Annotated in this window: 1 protein-coding gene; it reads right to left on the reverse strand. The window is 43.7% G+C overall.

Annotated elements, in window-relative coordinates:
• Positions 1 to 670: transporter substrate-binding protein (locus tag A3756_RS02805; protein ID WP_156490216.1), on the reverse strand; the 670-nt coding region annotated here is incomplete at both ends.

The raw sequence follows: 670 nt of genomic DNA on the forward strand, positions 1-670 counted from the left end.
TAGTCACACGCTTGTCGTCTTTGATGTAAGACTTCCAGTTTGCAATAAACTCTTCGTTTACATCACTTTCAACGCTTTGGAAGTAGTTCCAAGCTGCCAAGTGACCAACAAGTGGCTTAGTGTCTAGACCAGACAGTTCTTCTTCACCAACAGAGAATGCAACCACTGGAATATCTTCAGCAGAAATACCCTGGTTACCTAGCTCTTTATAGAAAGGAACGTTTGCATCACCATTAATTGTTGAAACAACCGCTGTCTTCTTACCTGCGCTACCGAACTTCTTGATGTCTGAAACAATTGACTGCCAATCAGAGTGACCGAAAGGCGTGTAGTTGATCATGATATCTTTTTCTGCAACGCCTTTAGCCTTAAGGTATGCCTCAAGAATCTTGTTCGTTGTACGTGGGTAAACGTAATCAGTACCTGCAAGTACCCAACGCTCAACCTCAAGGTCATTCATCAAGTAGTCAACGGCTGGAACCGCTTGCTGGTTTGGCGCAGCACCTGTGTAGAAAACATTTTTAGACGACTCTTCACCTTCGTACTGAACAGGGTAGAACAACAAACCGTTCAACTCTTCAATGACAGGAAGAACCGCTTTACGTGAAGATGACGTCCAGCAACCGAAAATTACGTCAACCTCGTCTTTAGTAAGCAGTTCACGTGTTTT

Source organism: Oleiphilus sp. HI0086 (genome assembly GCF_001635225.1).